The organism is Pseudomonas sp. CFSAN084952, assembly GCF_009648855.1.
In the GTDB taxonomy this organism is placed as follows: Bacteria; Pseudomonadota; Gammaproteobacteria; order Pseudomonadales; family Pseudomonadaceae; genus Aquipseudomonas; species Aquipseudomonas paracarnis.
Genome location: NZ_CP045767.1, coordinates 1,931,684 through 1,949,409 on the forward strand (window position 1 = coordinate 1,931,684; position 17,726 = coordinate 1,949,409).

Here is a 17,726-nt window from a genome sequence, read left to right on the forward strand (position 1 = left end):
CCAGGTGTTGTATAAGGCTACGCATCGCAGGCTCAAACATTGGTTTGGCATTGATGATGCGTTACCCATCAGGCAAAAGCATTAGGACCGCCGTTTGGCGGCTCAGGGCCTCACGTACTTCCAGTAGGCTTTACCATAGTCCATCAGCAACTCGGTCCCGGCAGGGATATCCCGCCAAGCGACTATGAACACCATGTATTTGCCTACATACACGGCGCCGACATTTTCGATGCCAACGTCGGGCAGATTGGGCACCTTGACCGCATTGATCAGGCTTAGCGTGTTGCTGTTACCGTGGCCGCTGATAGTCGCGCCATGAGTGTGGGTCTGGAATAAATACGTGCCGACGGCCGCTTCACCTTTTTCCAGTATCTCGGTATTGATCGAGGCTTGATCCAAGTGCAGCTTGCCGGTATACGGCCCAAGGACATCGAAGCGTTTTATATCGGTTCTGGCTACGACCGACAGGCCACGCTCTGGGCCCTCCTGCAGTTTCTTGACCTCCAAAAGGCGATCAAGCCGGCGATGATGATTGCCTTCCTTGGCGATCCATTCACGGATACTCTTGGTTGCAGCCTCTTTGACTTCGACGTATTGCAGGCCGGTGAACTCGTCAAAAAACTGGTTGGCGTCGGTGATCTCTATTTTTTGCAACGGACCTTCAAGTTCAAGGGTCAAGCTGCGCCTGACGTCGTTGGGGTCTTGCAGAATTGGCGCATTATTGTTGATTTTATGATCAAAAGACGCCGTGATTGAAGTGGATCGGCGCCGCGTGGGTGTGGCGTCATCGTCCAGCCGCGGACGTTTTGAGCTACCTGCCGTGGGGGGCGCAGGCCGCTTCCTGGCCACGGGCTCGTCCACCGGGCTTCGTTGTCCGAACAGCCACCTTTCTCTACCGGCGCGGGTCATGCTGCCATTGTCATTGACGTAGTCACTCCAGATAAGCGGGTTGAGGTTGTTCTGCTCGACAAATGCGTGCATGGACACCCTTGAGTTGGTGGCGTTGTAGTGCTTGTTCCACTCTTGCAGGTGTTCGGGTTTCAGGTCGTCGAATTGTTCACCTCTGGCGTATTTGGCGAGTACTTTGCCTGCCGCTCGATAGGTGCCATCAATGTTTACATGCTCGGCAAAGGCCACCGGGTCCAGGTTATGGTCGGCGGCGAAGCCTTCAAGGGTGAGGCTGTTGCGCTCGCGCTGGGACGCCTTGCTCCAGTGCTCCATATGCTCGTAAGTGACGCAGGTGCGGGCGGTCCCTGCACGGTCCAGCATCTTTCGCCCTCGGGGTGTCAGGGTGTTGCGGCTGTTGACGAACTGCCGAAAGGCGCTGGGGTCCAGGTTGTAAGTGCTGACGAAGTTGTCCATGGTTTTTTTCAGGGCGTCTTCACTGGCCTCGGTCCATTTCAACAGCACTGAGGGCGTTACCACGCTTGGCGCATCCGGCGCGCCGCCCGCGAGCTTGATCGGGCCTGAATACCAATGACCAGGCTCCACCGACGACAGCGTGATCGACAAATCGCGATTGCTCCTCGGATTGACCAGTACGATAGAAAAGCTGGTGTCGGCGCCCGCGGCGGCCTCCTGAATGAACCCATAGGAATTGTCGCGGACCTGGTACACCGCGATTTTGCCCTTGTCATCAACATTACAGATGAACTTCTGGTTGTAGTCCGCTCGGGAGAAGATACCGCGTGCGTCGGGCTTGAGGCCTCGGATCAACTCCGGGTCAACCGCGTACTGACGAATCAACGGGCTGCTGTTGCTGATGACCGTGATCGGCTCTCTAAAGCGCGGCCCGAAGGCTTTATTGGAGGCGGTATCGATCAAGCGATAATCCGGCGCCTCGAGGCTGCCGACGTTGCGCATCGGGACATTGGCGAAGCCGTCCACGGTAAACAGTTGATCGCCCGCCTGCAGCGGCTTCCAGCTGTCAGGGTCAACCGAGCGTATGTGCCTTGCGGCGATCGTCCCATCGCGCAGCTGGGCAATACCCCGTTTTGCCTGGCGCATCAATTTATGTCCCAGCTTGAGCAAACCAAAGCGCGCGAGCCTGAGCAGGCTGGGCAGGGCGGCCAGGGGGTTGAGTTCGTGGAGCGTGGCAATTACCAGCTTCCCGGTCAGTTTCGCGAGCTTAGGCAGCGCCAGGCGCAGCCCGGTCTTGCCTGCGTGGATGAGCAGGCGGGTGGAGCCGGCCACATACCGCCCTACCGGCAACGCGAAAGCTACGATGTCAATGAACAGGCCGGCGACGCCTGACTTGATGCGCTGGGGATCACCGGAGGCGATGTCGTCGATACCGCCCCAAAACGGGATAAAAATCTTGCCCCAGAACGCCAAGTCTTCGAGTACCTCAGCGGGAATGTCTACCTCCCGCGTGTCTTTGCGGGTTTTTTCCAGGAGGGCTTGCTCATCGCAGAAAAACAGCTCGCGGGCAATCATGCTTGCCAGGGTTTCACTGCGCGGCGCATACAGCGTGTTGGGCGCGAACGATGGGATGCGCGGCCCTGCGTCGATGCCAGGCAGTGTCTCGCCGACTTGTTCAACGATCAACTCAGCTTTTTTGCCTGGTCTGGGCGCTTTGTTCTCGCGGTAAGCCTCTCGATCAAACGGTACTTCGGTGGCCAGCCTGTACTTGTCCCAGCTCATGGCGTCGCGTAGCTCTACCACTTTGCCGTTTAGCGGTAGGCTTTGCAGGTCTTTGCGTCGACGCAGCAGGCCGGCGAAGGGGAATACCTCGATGTAGATGGCATGGAGGGGCGAGCGGGGCTTGGCGATGCGTAGGATAAAACCTGTCCGGTAACGAACGGCATCGGTCTTGGCTTTGGTTTCATATTCGATGGGCACCTTGTCCAGGGCTTCTCTTAATGAATACACGGTGATCTCGTCCTGATCCACATCCAGGGTCGCATTGCCCAGGTGCGCAAGCAGTGACTGGATTAAGGTCTTGTAGGCGTTTCTCGGCATCTCAAGGGCGTCGCGAAAGGCTTTGTCGTACTCCATGTCCGAGACAAAGCGCCAACGGCTGGGCAGTTTGAGTTTGAGGTTCTGAATTGCGTTGAACATCTCATATTCATGCTGCTCCAGGGCGGTGACGGCCTGGGTGAGCTCATCCCGTGAGTGGCCCGACGATCGGCTGGCGATCAGGCCGTTGGCCTGTGCCCATTGCACGGTGGGGCCCAACTTGGCCGCTGCGACCAGTGCCTGTTGTTTAATGTCATCGCCGCTGGCGCGAAAGTGTTCCGCCGCCAGGTTGAGCAATTGTTCGAAACTCATGTGGCGCGATGAACCCGGTGCAATCGTTTCGGCCAGCAGAAAGCCGCTTCTGAAATTGACCCAGGTACTGGTGGCAGCGTAGGGCAGGTCATCGGGAATATCGGCCACCCAGACTTCGCTGGCAACATTGGCCTTGAGGACGCACACCGCCAATTGTGCCGCGTCAGCGCTGATCGACAAGCTATGTTCATAGCGGCTGATCAAGGATTGGCGGACCGACGAATAAGACGCGCCAGGCGCGATGAATAGTTTCAATTCGTTGTCGATCAGCGAGTCGGTGCTGGGAATGATCGTCAGCCACAACGCGCGCCACAGTAATTTCACCCGTACCGGGTCTGGGCAGATTTCGTCCTTCTGGCTGCCATACCAGTCCAAGGCCTTGGCAATCCGTTCGCCCAGTGCCAGGTTATCGGGGCTATTGAGCAATTGCTCGAGCAGCACGGTGGGGGTGGTGGTGAGCATGTCCTGTTGTGAGGCGGTGAATGTTTCGGGCAATACATGACGGAACAGCGATTGACGGGTTTGTGTTTCGATCTGGCGGATAATCTCCTTGATTTTCTGGTCGGCAGGCGCATCCAGCAAGTGCTGCAAATCGCTGAGGTTGCCTTCGTGTCCGAGTTTTTTCAGGGTGTGATGTTCCTGCAAGACAGCGAGAACCGCTTTCCACTGCTCGCGGGTTTTGGGCTGTGCCGGGATGATCGAGTAATACTTGAGCACCAGATCAAACCGCACCGAACCGTCGCTTTTGAGGCCGTTACCCACACGCCGGTTGATATCCAGCAACACGTCGGCGTCGATGTACCAATAGGTGGGCATATGGCGCAGGATGACCGAATGGTCGGCAATGCTGAACGTTTCGGCAGAGTCGGGTATCGGTGAGCGCGTGCTGCTGAACAAGGTGGAGAGCAGGTCGTAAAGGAAGTCCCGGCCGATAATGGAATCATCCGGTTCGGGCTTTTCCCGCAGGAAGCGCTGAAAGTCTTCATCGGCTTCCAGCTTTGCCAAGACTCGAAAGGCTTCCTTGCACTCGCGATGCAGTTCGCTGTTGTGCGGGGGGCAGTAGTACACCTCGGCGGCGGATGCCGTCAGCGAGCCTTGTGTCGTCACGAAATCAATCAGATGGTCCAAATGCACTTGCTGTTCCGGCAAGCCCTTGAAATAGAAGCTCTGCAATGCGTTATTCATTCAATCCTCACAATCCGTAGTCGAAGAGGATTCACTCTATTGAGCCGGGGTTTGCGGGGGGGGCTATATAGGTAGGCACAGGTTTTCGCAGAAATGGCCAGGTGTCACGATGCGTCAGGCCAACAGGAACAGGTCTTTCCCGACAAAAATACTCGGACTTTGTACCTGCGTAATAATTTGGCGTAAACTGCGGGCAAGCCTGTGAGGAGTTTCCATGACTGCCATAACCATTACCGACGCCGCCCACGATTACCTGGCTGACCTGCTGTCCAAGCAGAACACCCCGGGTATCGGCATCCGCGTCTTTATCACCCAGCCCGGCACCCAGTATGCCGAGACTTGCATTGCCTACTGCAAGCCCGGCGAAGAGAAGCCTGAAGACACCGCCCTGGGGCTCAAAAGCTTCACCGCGTACATCGATGCCTTCAGCGAAGCCTTCCTGGACGACGCCGTGGTCGACTACGCCACCGACCGTATGGGCGGCCAGTTGACCATCAAGGCCCCCAACGCCAAGGTGCCGAACGTCAACGCCGACAGCCCGGTCAATGAGCGTATCAACTACTACCTGCAAACCGAGATCAACCCGGGGTTGGCCAGCCACGGCGGCCAGGTGAGTCTGATCGACGTGGTGGATGACGGTATCGCCGTGCTGAAATTCGGCGGCGGCTGCCAGGGCTGCGGCCAGGCGGACGTGACCTTGCGTGAGGGCATCGAGCGCACGCTGCTGGAACGTATTCCTGAACTCAAGGGTGTACGTGACGTGACTGACCACACGCAGAAAGAAAACGCCTACTACTGAGTAAGGTGTTCACTGCGAACAAAAGAACGGCGCCCGTGAGCGCCGTTTTTTATTATTTAAATTCATAGAGTTGCAAAATATATCTGATAAAGCAGATCAAGTGTGGGAGCTGGCTTCAGGGGCGATAGAGGTGCGCATGCCCTGCGCGGTACAGCGACGACTCGCTGAAGCTGTCACTGGCCAACACCTGCCCCACCACAATCAACGCTGTCCGCCGAAACCCCTTCGCCGCAACTTTCTCGGCAATGTCACTCAGCGTACCGACCACCCAATCCTGATCCGGCCAGGTGGCACGGTGTACCACGGCAATCGGGCAGTCCGAACCGTAATGCGGCAGCAGCTCGGCAACGATTTTCTCCAGATGATTGACCCCCAGATGAATCGCCATCGTGGTGCCATGTCGCGCCAGGCTGTCGAAGTCTTCACCGGGAGGCATGCGGGTTTTATCGGCGTAACGGGTCAGGATCACGCTTTGGGCGATGTCCGGCAGGGTCAGTTCGGTCTCCAGCAGGGCCGCGCACGCGGCGACCGCCGTGACCCCTGGAATGATCTGGAAAGGGATGCCCAGCTCACGCAAATGGCGTATTTGTTCACCAATCGCCCCATACAGGCTGGGATCACCGGAGTGCACCCGCGCCACGTCCTGGCCTTGGGCATGGGCCGTCTTGATCAGCTCGATGATCTGCTCCAGGTGCAGTTCGGCGCTGTTGACCACCTGGAGCGCCTGATGACCTTCCAGCACGGCGGCGGGCACCAGCGAGCCGGCGTAGATGATCACCGGGCAACTGCGGATCAGCCGCTGGCCCTTGACGGTGATCAATTCCGGGTCACCGGGGCCGGCGCCGATAAAGTAGACGGTCATGGAGAAATCCTGTTGAAAAACGGGCGAGCATGAACACGGCTCATGCTCAAGAGCGGAAATTATCGGGTTTTTAACCCGCGCAGGCTAACGCAAAGGTGGCCTGCGCGCTTTTTTGACGGGTGATCAGCAGGCGGGCAGGGCTGTCGGACAGCTGTTCGGCCAGGGCCAGGGCGGCGCTTTCGGCCACGCCGTAACAGCCGGTGTGGGCAAAAGCCAGCGCTGAGCGATGGCTCAGCCGATGTTCATAGCCCGCCAGGTGCTCGGCGCTGAAGCACTGCAAGGGCAGGTTCGATCGCTGGGCCAGTGCCAGCAGCCCAGGTTCCTCGCGTTTGTGGTCAATGCTTGCCAGCGCGGTCACGCGTGAGCGATCAATGCCGGCCTCGACCAGGGCGCTGTCTAGCAACGCCAGCAGGCTGTGAACCTCACAGCCCCGCTGGCAGCCCAAGCCGACAACCAGGATCATGCCGAGTATTGGTCGTCGCGGTTGCGGCGGAACAACCAGGCGCTGATCAGGCCCAAGGCCAGCCAGAAAGCGACGTTGGTCAATTGCGAGGCGATCTTGAACTGCGCTTCGAGCGCCTCCGGGGCCAGCATCGAATGTACCTCAGGCTGCGGCGCGCCGATGACGTGGGGCACGGCAAGAATCGCCAGCCCAAGGCCTTTCAACAGCCAGTTGCGGCCGAACACGATCAGCGCCAGGCCGGCGGCGGTGGAGGCTGCGGTGCCGATCCACCAGGTCTGGCGCAGTGTCAGGTCCGCCGCCGCAGTGCCCGGCAGTTCCGGTGGCAGGCCCAGGGTGGGGGCCAGTACAAAGGTCGCGTAGCCGGCCAGGCCCCAGAGCAGGCCTTGCGCGGTGCGGGTCGGCGCACGCAGCGTGTAGAGGCCGGCGAGCATCAGTGCAAAGCCTACGGCCACCACCAGGTTGCCTCCAGTGGTGGACAACACCCGCTGCCAGCCATCTTCCGGCTCCCAGGCTTGGGCATCGTGGCTGTGGGCTGCAGCGCCAGCGGCGTGCTCATGCACCATTTCGGCGGCTGGCGGGGCTTTTTCAAAGCTTTCCGCCTGCAGAATCAGCGGTGCCACCCAGAAACTTTGCAGCAGGGTCAGCAGCAAGGCAGCCAATAGCCCAGTGAAACCTGCGGTTTGCGCAATACGCTTGATCATGTCGGCAGCTCTCAATGGCACGGGAACGCGGCGCTGTGGCGGGTATCGTGGGCGGCGTTGTGCACTGCCTCGATATGCGAGAACCCGGCGAAATACACCAGGCACGCGCCAAGGATCGACGCACCGATGGCGGCGGTCAGGCGTTGGCTGAGGGTGGCGGTGCTAGTGGCGGTGTGCGAAGTGCTGCTGATGATCGACATGGCGCGTCCCTTTCAGGTGTCAGGGTGAAACGAGCGCATGAAAACCCCACGCGCCAGGCACGCAGGGTTCGAACAGCGCCCGCCCACCGCGGGTTTGTTATCTGATTTTTTCGGGCCGGTCTCCGGGCTTGCGAGGGGCGGCTCATCAAAGAGTCCTCCTGAAAGCATCGCCTTCCCATGCAAAAGCACAGTGGCCATGACGCTTCGCTCGCTTACCGTTGCGGGGGCAGCACCGGACTTGTCATTGGATTTGACGCACCGGTTTCCCGTTTCACCCTGTGAAGGGCACCCGAAACAAGGTGTGTAGGAGAGCATGGTGTGCAGGTCAGCGTCAATTGGATGAGGACACCTACGAAGTACACGGCGATGAAGTATTTGCAGACGCAATAGGCAGACACGCGATGTATGAAGTGTTTGGGAACGCCTGCGCTTTTTTCGATAACTCAGAAGGAAACCCGGTTTATCTCCCCGCGCAACATTGAAATTAACGGTGGGCTTTATGCGACTTTCCAATACGCTGCAAAGTTTTCATGCGCCGCTTGCTGGCGATCAGCAATCAGCGGTGGCCGATGCGACCCTCAGGCCCAACGACCCCTCTGAATCGAACGTTGATAAACCCTCTTTCACGGTTGATCAGGCCGCGCGTCAAATCACTCGAACCGGCCATCGTTGGTTTGACGCCAATCGCGACGGCATCACGCAGATCTCCTATTCATTCAACAAGCACGCAAGAGGGCACACGGCGTTCAATGCGACCCAGAAAGAGCAGGCCCGGCGCTCGATGCAATCGTGGGAGGATGTCGCGAATGTTTCATTCCAGGAAGGCAGTCGTCGCCCCGAGGGGCTTCTAGCGTTCTCCAATAGCACGGACTACGAGGTCGCCTTCGGCCAGTATCCGGGCCAGGAAGGTAAAGTGCTGATCAATCCCCGATTTGGCACCAATACTAATCCAGCCTTGCACAACCATGGGCGAATGACCCTGACCCATGAAATTGGGCACAACCTGGGCCTGTTACACCCAGGCACCTATAATTTTGGTAATCCCAATTACCGCGATCACGCCTTATATGCTCAGGATACGCGGGCTTACAGCGTGATGAGCTACTTCGATGCACCTGAAGCGGGTAAACACTTCAATGGAAAGTTACCGTCGGCGCCGATGATGGATGATATCGCCGCTGCGCAGCGGGTTTATGGTGCCAATAACACGACGCGCAATTCAGATACCACCTATGGCTTCAACTCCAATGCGGGACGAGACTATTTGGAGTTGAACTCGCGTCACGATACGGCCTTGTTTTGTGTATGGGACGGTGGTGGTGTCGATACGTTGGACTTTTCCAAGTATCACCAAAACCAGACTATCAATTTGCGGGCGGAGTCCTTTTCGGATGTTGGCGGCCTGGTGGGGAATGTTTCCATTGCCAAGGGGGTTACGCTGGAGAATGCAATCGGCGGCTCCGGGCATGACTCGATCATTGGTAACCAAGCAAACAACGTGCTTAAAGGTGGGGCGGGTGCGGATCGACTCCGAGGTGCGGGGGGCGCTGACACCTTCGCTTACGACAATGCCAGCGACTCCACGCCGGAATATCCCGATCAGATTATGGATTTTGTCACGGGTGTGGACAGAATCGATCTGTCGAACCTGCTGGGCAACGCGGGGGTTGATGCCCTGAGGTTCGTCAGGCGGCTGACGGGCAAACCAGGTGAAGCGATTCTGGATTACAACCGTACGACTAACCTGTCTAGGCTGGCCATCGACCTCACAGGGAATGGCCGATTTGATTTTTTCCTCAAGGCTTACGGCCCGATCAATGTGCCCGACATCATCACCGCCAATCCTGGCAGGCAGCGCTACGCCTAGTTGGCCGCTGCCTGGACCGACTTGCCGGTAGGTGCTTGAGCATTGACCGCCTGCCGTGCACTGCGTAGCCTTGCACCCTCGAGGTTCTTCGGCCCAGGCCGAAGCTAAGAAGGGAACGCGGTTCAAGCCGCGGCTGCCCCCGCAACTGTGAAGGGTTCAGTTGACTGCCACGCCACTGCCGATAGGGCGGGAAGGCGCAGTCAGCGTTGGTCGCAAGACCTGCACACCCCTAGCCAGGAGACCTGCCTCGCCACTGATTTTCCAATTCAACCGGGCGGGGTGATCCGGTGACGAAATCCGCTGCTGCGCGCCGCCGCAGGGCCTGTCGTCCCGTATGCCCGCCCCAAAGGGCATTCGATGAAAACACTGGCCAAACTTCCCGTCACCATCGTTACCGGCTTCCTTGGCTCGGGCAAAACCACGCTGTTGCGCCATATGCTCGACAACGCCCAGGGCCGTCGCATTGCGGTGATCGTCAACGAGTTCGGCGAGCTGGGCATCGACGGTGAAATCCTCAAGCAGTGTTCTATCGGTTGCACCGAAGAAGAAGCCAATGGCCGCGTCTACGAACTGGCCAACGGGTGCCTGTGCTGCACGGTGCAGGAAGAGTTCTTTCCGGTGATGCGCGAATTGGTCGCCCGTCGCGGTGACCTGGACCATATCCTCATCGAAACCTCGGGCCTGGCCCTGCCCAAGCCGTTGGTGCAAGCCTTCCAGTGGCCGGAAATCCGCAGCGCCTGCACCGTTGACGCGGTGATCACCGTGGTCGACAGCCCGGCCGTGGCCGCCGGTACCTTTGCCGCCTTCCCGGACCAGGTCGACGCCCAGCGCAAACTTGACCCGAACCTGGACCACGAGTCGCCGTTGCATGAGCTGTTCGCCGACCAACTGGCCAGCGCCGACCTGGTGATCCTCAACAAAAGCGACCTGATCAGCGCCGAAGACCTGGCCCGCGTGCGCCTGGAGGTCGCCGAAGAACTGCCGGCCGCGGTGAAGATCATCGAAGCCAGCAGCGGTCGCCTGCCTCTGGACGTGCTGATCGGCCTGGGCGCCGGTTCCGAGGAACATATCGACGGGCGTCACAGCCATCACGACCATCACCACGAAGGTGAAGACGACCACGATCACGATGCCTTCGACTCCATCTCCATCGACTTGCCCCAAGCCGATGAGGCGCTGCTGCTCGACGCCCTGACCCAATTGGTGGTGCAGCACGGCATCCTGCGTGTGAAAGGGTTCGCCGCGATCCCCAACAAACCGATGCGCCTGCTGATCCAGGGCGTGGGCACGCGCTTTGACAAGCACTTCGACCGTGCCTGGGGCGCTGACGAAGCACGCACCACGCGCCTGGTGCTGATCGGCCAGGAACTGGACGCCGCCGGCCTCGAAGCGCAATTGCGCGCTGCCCTCAGCGTTTAACCATGCACCTGCTCAGGACCCAACCCGGTGGTTTCGTCGCGGACGACAATATTGCCGACCTTGGCCAGACCCCCGCTGAACTGGTGATCCTGTGCAGCGGCGATTCCAGCCTGGCGCTGCTCGCCGAAGCCGCCCAGCAATTGCCCGAGGATTACCCCAGCCTGCGCCTGGCCAACCCAATGCAGGTGCAGAACCATGCCTCGGTCGACCTGTACGTCGACGAGGTATTGCGCCACGCCAAGGTCATCCTGCTGTCATTGCACGGCGGCATCGGGTATTGGCGCTACGGCATCGAGCGCCTGGTGGAGTTGGCCGAACGCGGCGTCACCCTGATCCTGGTGCCGGGTGACGACCGCCCAGACCCGGAACTCAGCGGCCTGAGCACCGTTGCGGCCGAACACCGCGAGCGCCTGTGGCACTTCCTGCGCCAAGGTGGCCTGGGCAATGCCCTGGATTTTTACCACTGCCTGGCCAGTGCCCACCTGGGACGCGACTATGCCTGGGCCGAGCCGCAAGCGCTGCCGCGCACGGCGATCTATCACCCGCACAACGCCAATGCCCGCCTCAATGACTGGCAGGCCGATTGGCACGCTGATTGGCCGGTGGCTGCGGTGCTGTTCTACCGCTCCCATTTACAGGCGGCCAATACCGGTTTTATTGATGTGTTCTGCCAGCGCTTACAGGCGGCGGGCCTCAACCCCTTGCCTGTCGCGGTGGCCAGTTTGAAAGAACCCGGCTGCCTCACGGTGGTCGAGGACCTGCTGGATGACGTGCAAGCCGCGGTAATTCTGAACACCACCGGCTTTGCCCAATCGAGCCCGGAAGCGCCGCATTTGCGCCCGTTTCGCCGTAATATCCCGGTGATCCAGGCGATCTGCGCCCAGGACAACCAGCCCGGCTGGCAGGCCAGCGAACAAGGCCTGGGGCCCCGCGACCTGGCGATGCACATTGCCTTGCCGGAGTTGGACGGGCGCATCATCAGCCGGCCGATCAGTTTCAAGGATCTGGCATGGCGCAGCGAGCGCAGCCAGTCGGACGTGGTGTGCTACCGCGCAGCGCCCGAACGCATGGATTTTGTCGCTGAGCTGGCACGCCGTTGGGTCGAGTTGGCGCGGGTGCCCAATGCCGAGAAACGGATTGCGTTGATCCTCGCCAACTACCCGACCCGCGACGGTCGCATCGGCAATGGCGTAGGCCTGGACACCCCTGCGGCAGCGCTGAATATCCTGCGCGCCTTGCAAGCCGAGGGCTACCCGGTGGCGGAGCGGCTGCCCGACAGCGGCACCGCGCTGATCCATGAACTGCTCGGCGGCGTCACCAACGATCTCGACAGCCTCGACCTGCGCCCCTGCCATCAAAGCCTGAGCCTTGTGGAATACCAGGCGATGTTTGATCGTTTGCCGGCCTCCAATCGCCAGGCCGTGCTGGAGCGTTGGGGCGCGCCGCAAAACGATCCGATGTGCCGCGATGGCCGCTTGATGGTCGCCGGCCTGCGCCTGGGCCTGACCTTTGTCGGCATCCAGCCGGCCCGGGGTTACCAGGTAGATGCCAGCGCGGTGTACCACGACCCGGACCTGGTGCCGCCCCATGGCTACCTGGCGTTCTATTTCTGGCTACGCCATACCTACGGCGCCCACGGCGTGATCCATGTGGGCAAGCACGGCAACCTGGAGTGGCTGCCCGGCAAAGGCGTGGGCCTGTCGGAGCACTGCTGGCCGGATGCATTGCTGGGGCCGCTGCCGAATATCTACCCGTTTATCGTCAACGACCCGGGTGAGGGCGCCCAGGCCAAGCGGCGCACCCAGGCGGTGATCATCGACCATCTGATGCCACCGCTGACCCGCGCCGAAACCTACGGCCCGCTGCGTGACCTTGAGTTATTGGCCGACGAATATTACGAGGCGCAATTGCTCGACCCGCGCCGTGCGCTGGAGCTGCAAAAAGACATCCTCAAACTGGTGCGCGAAACCCGTATCGACCAGGAGCTTGAACTGGGCAGTGAGGCGGACGCGGCGGTGTGGCTGCCGCGCCTGGATACCTACCTGTGCGACTTGAAGGAATCGCAGATCCGCGATGGCCTGCATATCTTTGGCGAGTCGCCCGAGGGCCGCTTGCGTATCGACACCTTGCTGGCGCTGTTGCGCATTCCCCGTGGCGATGGCCGGGGCCCGCAGTCGAGCCTGCTGCGAGTGTTGGCCAAGGCATTCGATCTGGGGCTTGATCCGCTCGATTGCGCACTGGCCGAGCCCTGGACGGGGCGGCGCCCGTTGGTGTTGCAGAAGATTGACGATCAGCTGTGGCGTACGGCCGGGGATACCCGTGAACGTCTGGAGTTGTACGCGGCGCGCTTGATCGAGCAGGCACTGGAAGGCCCCATCGAACAGTTGGAAGAGCCCGGCTGGCAGGAGGTGAAGGCGGTGATCGAAGGCCTGCGCATCGTCGTCGCGCCACGCCTGGATGCCTGCGGCCCCGCAGAGATGCGTGGCTTGCTCGATGCCTTGAGTGGGCGTTTTGTCCCGGCGGGGCCCAGCGGTGCGCCGAGTCGCGGTCGGCTGGATGTGCTGCCTACGGGGCGTAACTTCTTTACCGTGGACGTACGCAACCTGCCAACCACCACGGCCTGGCGTCTCGGATTCCAGTCGGCCAACCTGATTCTTGAGCGGCACCTGCAAGACCACGGTGACCACCTGCGTCAGCTCGGCCTGTCGGTATGGGGCACTGCCACCATGCGCACTGGCGGGGACGATATCGCCCAAGCCATGGCGCTGATGGGCGTGCGCCCGGTATGGGCCACCGGCAGCCAGCGGGTGGACGATTTCGAGATCCTGCCGATCAGCTTATTGGACCGTCCGCGCGTGGACGTGACCCTGCGCGTGTCCGGGTTCTTCCGCGATGCGTTTGCCAACCTGATCCGCCTGTTCGATGCGGCGGTGCAGGCGGTGGCGGCCCTGGATGAACCCGACGACATGAACCCGCTGGCCGCCAAAGTGCGCAGTGAACGCCAAGCATTGCTTGAGGCGGGCCTGGATGAAGGTGCCGCGGCCAAGCAAGCCGGCTGGCGCATTTTCGGCGCCAAACCGGGTGCCTATGGCGCGGGCGTGCAGGGCGCGATTGACGGGCGCTTGTGGCAGAGCCGCGAGGACTTGGCCGAGGTCTACCTGAACTGGGGTGGCTACGCTTACGGGGGGGCTGACGAAGGCACTGCGGCCCGCGAGCAATTTGCCCAGCGGTTGAGCCAGGTGCAGGCGGTGTTGCAGAACCAGGACAATCGCGAGCACGACTTGCTCGACTCCAACGACTATTACCAATTCCAGGGCGGCATGCTGGCCGCCGTGGAAACCCTGAGCGGCGAAAAGGCCGCCAGCTACCATGGCGACCACAGCCAGCCGGACGTGCCGAAAATCCGCACCTTGAAGGAAGAGCTCAACCGGGTGATCCGTTCCCGCGCGGCCAACCCCAAGTGGATCGAGGGCGTGAAGCGCCATGGCTATAAAGGCGCGTTTGAAATGGCCGCGACCGTGGACAACCTGTTCGCCTTCGACGCTACCACCGCGCTGATTGACGATCACCAATACGCCTTGCTCGCCGATGCCTACCTGCTGGACCCTGATACCCGTGCCTTTGTGCAACAGCACAACCCCGATGCCCTGCGCGACATGACCGAGCGCATGCTCGAAGCCCAGCAACGTGGCTTGTGGCAGGCACCGGGGGCGTACCGCGAAGCCTTGGAAAACCTGTTGCTGGACATAGAAGAAGACAGCTGAGTGATTGTTCCCACGCTCCGCGTGGGAATGCAGCCCGTGACGCTCTGCGTCACAAGAACGGACGCCGAGCGTCCAGCGAAGCGTTCCCACGCGGGAGCGTTGGAACGAGCTATTAAGAGTTGACTATGACTGATACTCCCCATTTTCCGCTGTCCGCCGTGGTCGGCGCCGATGACTTGAAGCTCGCGCTGTGCCTGGCGGCCATCGACCCGAAGATCGGCGGCGTGCTGATCGAAGGGCCACGGGGCATGGCCAAGTCGACTCTGGCCCGCGGGCTGGCAGACCTGCTGGCCAGCGGGCAGTTTGTCACTTTGCCCCTGGGCGCGACCGAAGAGCGCCTGGTCGGCACCCTGGACCTGGATGCCGCGCTGGGCGAAGGCCGCGCGCAATTCTCCCCCGGCGTGTTGGCCAAGGCCGACGGCGGGGTGTTGTACGTGGATGAAGTCAACCTGCTGGCCGACCACTTGGTGGACCTGCTGCTGGACGTAGCCGCCAGCGGCACCAACCTGATCGAACGCGACGGGATTTCCCATCGCCATGCGGCGCGCTTTGTACTGATCGGCACCATGAACCCGGAGGAGGGCGAGCTGCGCCCGCAGTTGCTCGACCGCTTCGGTTTCAACGTGGCCTTGAGCGGGCAAACCTTGCCCGCCGAGCGCGGGCAGATCATTCGGCGTCGCCTGGATTTCGACACTGACCCGGCGGCGTTCTGCGCGCAGTGGGCGCCAGCGCAAGCTGCCTTGCGCGAACGCTGCACCCTGGCGCGGGCACGGCTAGACAGTATCGCCCTGGATGACCAGGCGTTGGCCCACATCACCGAGCGCTGCTTTGCCGCAGGGGTCGACGGCCTGCGTGCCGACCTGGTCTGGTTGCGTGGCGCCCGTGCCCATGCGGCGTGGCGTGGCGCCGTCGCTATCGAGCAGGACGATATCGACGCGGTGGCGGAGTTCGCCTTGCGCCATCGACGTCAGCAGCAAGCGCCTGCAGGCGCGCCGCCCCCGCCGAATGACGGGCCGTCATCGTCACCCTCTGACCCCTCGCCCGGCCAAGGCCAGTGGGGCGATATGCCCGCACCCGCCTTGCCCACGGGCACCCGCCGCGATGTACCCACCTGGCCAAAAAAGCCCTAGGCATCCGCCCCCGAGCTGACACGGGGGCGGATGCCCGGCCCCAGGCGGGGCGATTGAACACTGGCCGGCAGGGCAAGGCCCGCAGCGCACAGCGCGGGGCGATCAATTGGCCGGGCACGTTGCTGGGTGGGCGGCCGCAATGCCGTGAGGACCTGCTGTTCCACCTGCGTAGCCGGTCGGCTCCTGAACTGTGGTTGGTGATTGTCGATGCCTCGGCGTCCACGCGGCGCCATCGGGCGTTGACCGATGCCAAGGGGTTGTTGGCTCAGCTGTTTGACGATGCTTATCGGCAACGGGCGCGCATGGCGTTATTGACGGCCAGCGGGCAATCGCCGAAGTGGCAGGTGCAAGGCTTGAAGGCGGCGAAAGGCTTGGCCGATTGGTTGGGGCAGTTGGGAGCAGGCGGCGGGACGCCGTTGCTGGCTGCGCTGACGGAGGCGGGGCATTGGTTGGCGGCACGGCGCAAGCGCTATCGGGCCGAGCAACAGAAGCTGCTGGTGGTGACCGATGGGCGGCTCAAGGCGACGGGCGCGCTGCCGCGGTTGGAGTGTCCAGGCATGCTGATTGACATCGAACGTGGGCCTATCAGGTTGGGGCGTGCTGAGGAATTGGCGGTCGGATTGCAGTTGGAGTATCAGCACATCGATAAGTTGTAGCGCCTGGGCTATCGCCATCGCAGGCAAGCCAGCTCCCACAGGGATAGGCGGCGCGTCAAACAGTGTGGCTTCAGTTGGATTATCAGCACATCGATAAGCTGTAGCGCCTGGGCTATCGCCATCGCAGGCAAGCCAGCTCCCACAGGGATAGGCGGCGCGTCAAACGGTGTGGCTTCAGTTGGAGTATCAGCACATCGATAAGCTGTAGCGCCTGGGCTATCGCCATCGCAGGCAAGCCAGCTCCCACATTGTGGCGGCGCCGCCGGTTCCATGTGGGAGCTGGCTTGCCTGCGATGAGGCCCTCAATTACACCGCACACCTATCAGCCTGTCCCCGGTACATTCGGCCAAAGATCGGCCACCAGAAACAACCGCTCTGCTTCTTCCCACTCCTCACCGTTCGGCACCATGCGCACCAGCAACTGCGCCGGGGCCATCGGGTCCAGGTCTGCCAGCCAACCTTGCATCTGCACTTCACTCCACACTTTATCGGCCGGGTAATGCGCGGGCGCCAGCCAGGCATGGCGGGGCAGGGGTTGCCAACGGCCCTCTGGGCGGGTGCTGACAAAGTCTGTCCAGTCGCGCTGATGCAACCAGCGTCCACGCAGGTGCTGCGGGTGAGCGCCGAGGGGGGAGAGCGCCGCGCCGGGCCAGGGGTAGAGCAGATAGCCGCCGAGCCACAAGTGCGCATCGAACGCTTGGATATCCAGTGCCGCCAAGGCCCCGCGGCTTTCTGCCCGCGCAGAGATTGGCAATTGATGCTCGGCCAGGTGTGCCAGCTTGCGGTCCAGCCGATCATGGCAGCCAGGCCCCAGCCATTGCGTAGCGTCCTGGCCGTTGCCGTCCTGCGGGCCCAGGTAGAGTTTGATCGCCAGTTCCAGGTGGTGCACCCCATCGCGGTCGCGCAGCAGCATGTCCAACTCGCCCAGCGTGTGCCCGGCACGGCGGATCGGCAGGTTGGCGGCCAGCAACTCCACGCCCGGCGCATGCTGCACCGCAAATTGCCACAAGCGCTCGTAGTACAGACCCAGGCGCCGGGTACGTGCCAGGCTCAACCACTGCTGCAACGCGCTGCTGTCCTGGTCCAGCTGGCGCAGCCAGGCTTCGAGTTGGTGAGGGGCTTGCACCCAGTCACTGCCCGCCAGCGGATGGCGCTGCGGCCAAGGCGTCTGCGCCAGCATCGGTGGTGCGAGCATCACCCACGCCAGGTCGCGCACCTCGGGGTGGCGCAGTTGGCGGGGCAGGGTGTGCAAGTCGGGGAATGGCGTCATGGTCCGAGCATAGCCTTTTCAGCGCGCAGAAGGTGCCTGAGAACCATTGTCATCAAGGCTTGGCGGCGACAAAGGATTTTGCCTGAGGCGGCCTTTCGCCCATAATCGCTCTTTTTGCCTCACCCCAGATCCAGCAGGAG

General features: G+C 61.5%; 12 protein-coding genes and 2 riboswitches. Of the genes, 6 read left to right on the forward strand and 6 right to left on the reverse strand.

From position 1 onward, the window contains the following. Nucleotides 1–102 precede the first annotated feature (102 nt). Nucleotides 103–4,455, reverse strand: coding sequence for an SET domain-containing protein (locus GH769_RS29020; RefSeq protein WP_032903551.1), 4,353 nt, complete (start codon nucleotides 4,453–4,455; stop codon nucleotides 103–105). A 214-nt stretch (nucleotides 4,456–4,669) separates the two neighbouring features. Here GH769_RS29020 and nfuA point away from each other — a divergent pair, with 214 nt between their 5' ends. Beyond that, on the forward strand, nucleotides 4,670–5,254 hold the full coding sequence (gene nfuA, locus GH769_RS08845) for a Fe-S biogenesis protein NfuA (RefSeq protein WP_003190728.1): 585 nt from the start codon (nucleotides 4,670–4,672) through the stop codon (nucleotides 5,252–5,254). 115 nt (nucleotides 5,255–5,369) lie between these two features. Here nfuA and cobM read toward each other — a convergent pair whose 3' ends face one another. The 4 genes from cobM to GH769_RS08865 form a co-directional block, all read right to left on the reverse strand. Then, nucleotides 5,370–6,116: a precorrin-4 C(11)-methyltransferase gene (gene cobM / locus GH769_RS08850; protein WP_032903553.1), complete on the reverse strand. Its 747-nt coding sequence runs from the start codon at nucleotides 6,114–6,116 to the stop codon at nucleotides 5,370–5,372. 70 nt (nucleotides 6,117–6,186) lie between these two features. After that, nucleotides 6,187–6,579 (reverse strand): cobalamin biosynthesis protein, encoded by a 393-nt coding sequence (locus GH769_RS08855; protein WP_019820250.1) that lies wholly within the window; start codon nucleotides 6,577–6,579, stop codon nucleotides 6,187–6,189. After that, a complete protein-coding gene (locus GH769_RS08860) occupies nucleotides 6,576–7,280 on the reverse strand; it encodes a CbtA family protein (protein WP_020301552.1) in 705 nt (234 codons plus the stop codon). Before GH769_RS08860 ends, GH769_RS08855 begins: the two co-directional genes overlap by 4 nt. Nucleotides 7,281–7,291: 11 nt before the next feature. Further along, nucleotides 7,292–7,480 carry a CbtB-domain containing protein gene (locus tag GH769_RS08865; protein ID WP_003190735.1) on the reverse strand — a complete coding sequence of 63 codons (189 nt, stop codon included), beginning with the start codon at nucleotides 7,478–7,480 and terminating at the stop codon, nucleotides 7,292–7,294. Nucleotides 7,481–7,575: 95 nt separating this feature from the next. Next, a riboswitch (cobalamin riboswitch) is annotated at nucleotides 7,576–7,788 on the reverse strand. 191 nt (nucleotides 7,789–7,979) lie between these two features. On the opposite strand from GH769_RS08865, the gene GH769_RS08870 reads away from it, so the two are divergent. From GH769_RS08870 to GH769_RS08890, 5 genes are all read left to right on the forward strand, one after another. After that, the gene (locus tag GH769_RS08870) at nucleotides 7,980–9,347 is read left to right on the forward strand and encodes a M10 family metallopeptidase C-terminal domain-containing protein (RefSeq protein ID WP_003190737.1); all 1,368 of its coding nucleotides are present in this window, start codon (nucleotides 7,980–7,982) and stop codon (nucleotides 9,345–9,347) included. Between the two features lie 64 nt (nucleotides 9,348–9,411). Then, nucleotides 9,412–9,612, forward strand: a riboswitch (cobalamin riboswitch). Nucleotides 9,613–9,704: 92 nt separating this feature from the next. Next, nucleotides 9,705–10,766, forward strand: a complete 1,062-nt coding sequence (gene cobW / locus GH769_RS08875; RefSeq protein ID WP_014718278.1) for a cobalamin biosynthesis protein CobW — start codon at nucleotides 9,705–9,707, stop codon at nucleotides 10,764–10,766. Nucleotides 10,767–10,768: 2 nt separating this feature from the next. Next, a complete protein-coding gene (cobN, locus tag GH769_RS08880; RefSeq protein WP_032903554.1) occupies nucleotides 10,769–14,530 on the forward strand; it encodes a cobaltochelatase subunit CobN in 3,762 nt (1,253 codons plus the stop codon). 125 nt (nucleotides 14,531–14,655) lie between these two features. After that, the gene (locus tag GH769_RS08885) at nucleotides 14,656–15,660 is read left to right on the forward strand and encodes an ATP-binding protein (RefSeq protein ID WP_019820244.1); all 1,005 of its coding nucleotides are present in this window, start codon (nucleotides 14,656–14,658) and stop codon (nucleotides 15,658–15,660) included. A 53-nt stretch (nucleotides 15,661–15,713) separates the two neighbouring features. Next, nucleotides 15,714–16,316 carry a VWA domain-containing protein gene (locus GH769_RS08890; RefSeq protein WP_019820242.1) on the forward strand — a complete coding sequence of 201 codons (603 nt, stop codon included), beginning with the start codon at nucleotides 15,714–15,716 and terminating at the stop codon, nucleotides 16,314–16,316. A gap of 322 nt (nucleotides 16,317–16,638) precedes the next feature. Here the strand turns inward: GH769_RS08890 and GH769_RS08895 are convergent, their stop codons facing one another. Then, nucleotides 16,639–17,586, reverse strand: coding sequence for a DUF1853 family protein (locus GH769_RS08895; protein ID WP_032903555.1), 948 nt, complete (start codon nucleotides 17,584–17,586; stop codon nucleotides 16,639–16,641). Between the last annotated feature and the right edge of the window lie 140 nt (nucleotides 17,587–17,726).